The organism is Pricia sp. (genome assembly GCF_041745955.1).
In the GTDB taxonomy this organism is placed as follows: Bacteria; Bacteroidota; Bacteroidia; order Flavobacteriales; family Flavobacteriaceae; genus Pricia.
On the sequence record NZ_JBGTHY010000460.1, the window covers coordinates 1 to 6,578 of the forward strand.

At 44.5% G+C, this 6,578-nt stretch carries 5 protein-coding genes; 4 read left to right on the top strand and 1 reads right to left on the bottom strand.

Annotated elements, in window-relative coordinates; translation table 11 throughout:
- On the bottom strand, nt 1-543 hold a 543-nt coding region (locus ACEW8S_RS16285), incomplete at its 3' end, for an FAD-binding oxidoreductase (RefSeq protein ID WP_373519177.1).
- 200 nt (nt 544-743) lie between these two features.
- Here ACEW8S_RS16285 and ACEW8S_RS16290 point away from each other — a divergent pair.
- The 4 genes from ACEW8S_RS16290 (at nt 744) to ACEW8S_RS16305 (ending at nt 6,563) form a co-directional block, all read left to right on the top strand.
- Nucleotides 744-2,213, top strand: coding sequence for a DUF5687 family protein (locus ACEW8S_RS16290; protein ID WP_373519178.1), 1,470 nt, complete (start codon nt 744-746; stop codon nt 2,211-2,213).
- A 46-nt stretch (nt 2,214-2,259) separates the two neighbouring features.
- Nucleotides 2,260-3,018, top strand: a complete 759-nt coding sequence (locus tag ACEW8S_RS16295; protein ID WP_373519179.1) for an ABC transporter ATP-binding protein — start codon at nt 2,260-2,262, stop codon at nt 3,016-3,018.
- 345 nt (nt 3,019-3,363) lie between these two features.
- Nucleotides 3,364-5,910 carry a tetratricopeptide repeat protein gene (locus tag ACEW8S_RS16300; protein ID WP_373519180.1) on the top strand — a complete coding sequence of 849 codons (2,547 nt, stop codon included), beginning with the start codon at nt 3,364-3,366 and terminating at the stop codon, nt 5,908-5,910.
- 170 nt (nt 5,911-6,080) lie between these two features.
- Entirely contained in the window at nt 6,081-6,563 is a 483-nt protein-coding gene (locus tag ACEW8S_RS16305) for a polymer-forming cytoskeletal protein (RefSeq protein ID WP_373519181.1), read from the top strand.
- The last annotated feature ends 15 nt before the right edge of the window (nt 6,564-6,578 follow it).

Genomic DNA, 6,578 nt, shown 5'->3' on the forward strand with positions numbered 1-6,578 from the left:
CTGGGTTTTACTGGTTACGAAGTATACAAAAAACCGGTCGGAGTGGTCCAGTTCCAACTTTACCAAATCGGTGTAGAACATAGTTTCCTTGAACGATTTATTGCCATAGACCAAGACGAACTTGCTCTTCGGATGACTTTCCAACACGGCCTTGGCAATACTCATAATCGGGGTAATACCGCTACCGGCCGCAAAAGCAGCGATCGTTTTTGGTTGCCCGGTAGATTGAAAGGTAAAACGGCCTTCCGGCGGCATGACCTCCAAAGTATCGCCAACGGCCAGTTGGGTGTGGACAAAATCGGAAAATCCACCTTTATCCACTTTTTTGACCCCAATGGTGAAACAATCGCTCCTTGGTGATGAGCAAATGGAATACGCCCTACGCAATTCCTTTCCTTTGATTTCGGTTTTGATAGTAATGTATTGTCCCGGTACAAAGTCAAAGGTCTGTATCAATTCCTTGGGAATACTAAACGTAATCGCCACCGAACTCGGCGTCAGAGGTTTGATGTGTCTTACAGTTAGTGTATGGAATTCTGCCATGCTTTTGTTAAGTAATTGAGTTAAAAAGTTGAAAAGTTAAAGAAACAATTGCGCTCGGCAACCGCTAACCCTGATTTAAGGATTGCAAAAATACGGATTGGGAAATCGAATTAAAACGGAAAAGGTAAAAAAACGCACTTCAAATCCGTAACAAAGTATTAGTTTTAAACACCATCATGTAGGTAATCTAACCTAATTCTATGTTCAAACACTTCATTAGCCTTCAATGGAAATCCTTCTTCCGCTCTTCTTCCCTTGGAAAAAGCTTGGGCATCAAGATTCTGATGGGTTTTATGGCCGTTTATTTTTTAGGGATTTTGGCGTTTTTGGGAGTGGGGGCGTTCTTTATTTTCGAAAAGCAGTTTCCCGACAGCGACCCGGTGTTTATCCTCAGCCAATATTTGGTCTTTTGGGTGCTGGGCGAACTTTTCCTGCGGTATTTTATGCAGAAACTCCCCGTGATGGACATCAAGCCATTTTTGACGCTTCCGGTTAAAAAAAGTAGCATTACACACTATATCTTGGCGCGTTCGGCGGTTTCGTTCTATAACTTTCTCGCCCTGTTCTTTTTTGTGCCCTTTTGTATCGTACTTCTGGATCAAGGGTATGCCGCAACAAACGTACTTGTGTGGCTCATATCGGTTATCGGCATCGTTCTCTCCATAAATTATATCAACTTTTTGATTAATAAGAACGACAAGGCCCTGATTTTGTTAGCACTCTTGTTGGTAGGATTGTACGGGTTGGAGTATTTCGGAATACTTCCCGTCAAGCAATATGTCGGTACACTTTTCTACGCGCTTTTTCAAAATCCCATTTACACCTTTATTCCCATAGTATTGACGGCAACTTCTTTTTACATAAACTACAACCATCTCAGGGGAAGGCTGTTTTTGGACGTATCCCTAAAACAGAAAACCAAACAAGCGACAACCTCCGATCTTTCATGGACCAAACGCTTTGGCAGTATCGCCCCGTTCTTGCGGCTGGACCTAAAAATGATCTGGCGGAACAAACGGACCAAGATGCAGGTTTTTGTTTCGTTGGGCATTCTTGCCTATGGCCTGATTTTCTATATGACGGGAACCTATGGGCCGACCTCTACCATTTATATTTTCGCTGGAATCTTTATAACCGGTGCCTTTTTGTCAAATTTCGGACAGTTCATTCCCGCATGGGACAGTGAATATTATAGTATGATGATGGCCCAGAACATTCCGTTGCGCAAGTATTTGGAATCGAAGGCAGGGCTTATATCGGTCAGCGTTGTTGTCATGTTTCTGCTCTCCATTCCCTATGTTTATTTCGGATGGCAGGCATTGGCCATCAATTTCGCCTGTGCGCTCTACAATTTGGGCGTTAATCTGCCGGTAGTGCTTTTTTTCGGATCGTTCAACAAAAAACGGGTCGACCTGACCAAAAGTGCTTTCGGCAATATGCAGGGCACCAGCGCCACGCAGTTTTTGATATTGATACCGTTGATAGTCGTACCGAGCATCCTTTATTTTGTATTGAAAACTTTTGTCTCTTTCGAAGCTGCCATCGTCACCCTTTCCATATTCGGGATAATCGGTTATGCCCTCAAAAAACCCTTGATGGACAATATTACCGAAGGTTACCGAAAGAGGAAGTATGGAATGATCGCCGGGTTTAGGGAAAAGAACAGTTGATTAAAAAATTCCTGCCGAAGTGCGGGAATGACAAAAAGAAAAATAGATGATAACCACACAGAATCTCACCAAAAAATACGGCATACAAACCGTATTGAACATACACCAATTGGAAATCCCTAAAGGCCAAAGTTTCGGCCTGGTAGGCAACAATGGCGCCGGAAAGACCACCTTTTTCAGTCTTTTGTTGGACTTGATCCAGCCGACTACCGGTCATATCGTTTCGAACGAGATTCGGATCGACCAAAGCGAGGCTTGGAAACCCTTTACCTCCGCCTTTATCGACGAGACCTTTTTGATCGGCTACCTGACCCCGGAAGAGTATTTCTACTTTATCGGCGAACTACGGGGACAAAACAAAGCCGACGTCAATGCCATGCTCTCCGATTTTCAGGATTTCTTCCACGACGAAATCCTAGGGCAGAAAAAATACTTGCGCGACCTCTCCAAAGGCAACCAAAAGAAAGCAGGCATCGTAGCCTCCTTTATAGGTAACCCCGAAGTGGTGATTTTGGATGAGCCTTTTGCCAATCTAGATCCTACCACCCAAATCCGTCTGAAGGATATCATCAGGGATTTGGCTGCCAAACAAGGCGTAACGGTTTTGGTTTCGAGCCACGACTTGATTCATGTCACCGAAGTTTGCGAACGCATCGTAGTTCTGAACAAGGGCGAAATTGTTAAGGATATCAAGACTTCGGCCGAGACCTTAAAGGAACTGGAGTTGTTTTTTAGTGGAAATGAGGTGCCGTCCGGCTCTCTTTCTGGTGAAAGTGCTCCGCTTGGATCAAATTTCAAAAACTGACCGGGTGGTCGGTTTTATAATTTCTTCACAGCAATTAAAATATGCCTTAATGCGACTATTGATCAAAAATCATCCGTCAGTCCCCCAAAAACATTGGGCGGATAGACGAACAACCGTCCTAACAAACCGGATAGTATGTTAGATAAACACTTGGGTTGTGCAGGTTTGCGCAAAACTCGACTACAATGGGGGCAAACCTGCATGCTCTACCAGGAACGAAACGTGAATGCTCTGTCTTATTTCTTGGCTCTTGCCCGGTAATTTAAGACTCCTTCAATTTTCTCGACGAGCAACATACTAATCCTGCTAAAATTCAGTTAAAGTAGCATAGGTACCTTTGCAATCTTGAAACATCCATATAGATACATCCTTTTTATCCTTTTAATAAGCATCGTTTTCAACGCCTGCTCTACCAAAAAGGATAAATTCGTAAACCGTAACTGGCATGCGCTGAACACCAAGTACAACACCCTGTACAATGGTAACATCGCCTTTGAGGAAGGCCGCAACGAGCTCAACACCAATTATAAGGACGATTACTGGGAAATACTTCCCGTAGAACGCCTTGAGGTGACCGAGGATATCAAGCTCGATTCCGAAAATAATAATCCCAATTTTATCATCGCCGAAGAAAAGGCGAGCAAGGCCATACAGAAACATAGTATGGATATCAAGGACGAGGAGCGCAACCCGCAGACCGACGAAGCCTTTTTATTATTGGGCAAGGCGCGGTATTTTGACCAGCGGTACATTCCCGCTTTAGAGGCATTCAACTATATCATCAACAAATACAATTACAGCGATAAGCTGGGCGAGGCGCATATCTGGCGTGAGAAGGTGAACATCCGTCTGGAAAATGAAGACCTCGCCATTAAAAACCTCAAGCGGGTTTTCAAATACGAAAATCTCGATGATCAGGAGTATGCCGATGCACGGGCCATGTTGGCGCAGGCCTATATCAACCAAGATTCTTTGGGCAAGGCCGTACAACAGTTGAAAATCGCATCCTATCATACCAAAAAGAATCCTGAAAAAGGGCGTTATTACTACATTATCGGGCAGCTCTATAACCGATTGCAGCAGAAAGACAGTGCCAATTACGCCTTCGACAAAATCGTTGAACTGAACCGGAGATCCCCACGGGTCTACATGATAAATGCGGAAATCGAAAAAATAAGGAATACCGAAGTTACGGAAGAAAACAAGCTGGAAATGCTTGAATTCCTCACTAAAATGGAAGAAAATCGCGAAAATAGGCCGTTTTTGGATAAAATCTACCGCCAAGTCGCAGAATATCATCTCGAACAGGAAAACGACAGTATGGCCTTGGTGTACTTCAACAAGTCACTGCGCGCCACGGAGAACGAACCCAAATTAAACGCGTTGAATTACGAAAATCTGGCCGTGTACCAGTTCGACGAGAACGAATATAAGCTGTCGGGAGCTTATTACGATAGCGTATTGACGAATCTTGAAGAGAACACCAAGAAGTTCCGTTCGACCAAGAAAAAACTGGATAATTTGGAGGATGTCATCAAATATGAGGATATCGTCCAAAATGCCGATAGCGTGATTACGCTGTACAACCTTCCGGTCGACGACCAGATCGCTTATTTCGAAAAGTATGTGGCCAAGCTGCAGGCCGAAAAGCTTGCTGGCGCCAAAAAAGAGGAAGATCGTATTACTGCCGGGTTCGCCCAGTTTGCCGAAAGCAAGGGCGGAAAGGAAAATAAGGGGAAGTTCTACTTCTACAACCTGACCAGCTTAGGCTACGGCAAGAACGATTTCGTACAAAAATGGGGAAAGCGACAACTCGAAGACGATTGGCGCTGGAGCAAGAAAGGCAGATTACTGCCCTCTGAAGCGACCGGGGAACTGGTCGCCTCCAATGACAGCCTAAGCGGTGAACCGACCGAGGAGGAACGGTTGACTGTCGATTTTTATATGGATAGAATCCCGAAGGAAGAAAGCTTTATCGACAGCCTCAAAACAGAACGCAATTTTGCCAACTATCAATTGGGACTCATTTACAAGGAAAAGTTCAAGGAAAATGGCCTGGCCGCAGGAAAGTTGGAAGATGTACTGGCCTCCGAGCCCGAAGAGCGATTGATTCTTCCCTCCAAATACAACCTGTATAAGATTTATGAGGAAGAAGGCAGCCCGCTGATGGCGCAGATGAAAGCGAACATTCTACAAAACCATGCCGATTCGCGGTATGCAGAAATATTGCTCAATCCCCGGGCAGTTTTGGAAGACGATGCCGACAGTCCCGATGCGCGCTATGCCGCCTTGTACCGATTGTACCAGCAACAAGAATACCTACAAACGATAACGGGCGCCGAGGAAAATATCGACAAATATACCGGCGACCCTATCGTGCCGAAATTCGAAATGCTGAAGGCGAATGCCATCGGAAGATTGAACGGCTTCGTACCGTTTAAGGAGCAGCTCGACTATGTGGCGTTGACCTATCCCAACAATCCCGAAGGCAAAAAAGCGGAGCGTATGGTGGCCGAACAATTGCCAAAATTGGCAGTCAAGGATTTCTCCTCGGAAACAGGTTCTACAGGCACGGGGAATTGGAAGGTCGTTTTTCCATTTAGAAGAAGTAACAATGAGATTGCGCTTCGGGTAAAGGGCGATCTGGAAGCGGCCATAAAGGATTTAAAGTACCGGAACATTATCTCAAAGGATATTTACACGCTGGAAGATCAATTTGTCGTTGTTCACGGCTTCCCGTCAAAGGATTACGCCCTAGGCTTTGCGGAACTGATAAAGTTTAACAAGGATTATCTTATTAAGAATGAGAATTTTGTAATTTTATCTTCCAACTATAAAATAGTTCAAGTACATAAAAACCTACAAGAATATAAAAATCAAGTCCTGAAATAAACTAGAGTAGCTCAAAAATCCATAGGGGCGCCTGCCGGAGGACAAGTTTTTAGCCTCTTACCAAATAATAACCCACTACGGTATACTAAACCATAAAATTATTTCGTTGAACTACTCTAAACTATCGGTAAAAGGAGTTTAGGAGTTCACTAACCCCAAAACCATAAGAAATGTTTTCTGACAACAAAAAACCAAGAACCATGAACGAAATAGGCGGACAACCCAACAGAATTGAAAAGAATACCACGATCAAAGGCGATATCGTATCCGAAGCGGATTTTAGAATCGACGGTAAATTGGACGGTAACGTAAAAACTTCCGGGAAGGTCGTCATCGGTAAGGATGGCTACATTCACGGAAAAGTGGAATGTGTAAACGCCGATATCGAGGGCAGCTTTAACGGCGAGCTTTTGGTCTCCGATTTATTATCCCTAAAATCTTCGGCCGTTATCGAAGGTACCGTTCAGGTATCCAAATTGGCCGTAGAGCCGGGCGCGACCTTTAATGCCACCTGCTCTATGAAGGGCAAGAGCGGTTCCTTGAACCGGAACACGAGCGATTCGGGTTCAATCCCTTCCTCTAGCAACGATTATAAATCGACGCTAACGAACACCAGCTCAAGCAGAAGCCATGAGCCAGCAAAAGCCTCGTAAAATTCAAGGCTTTTA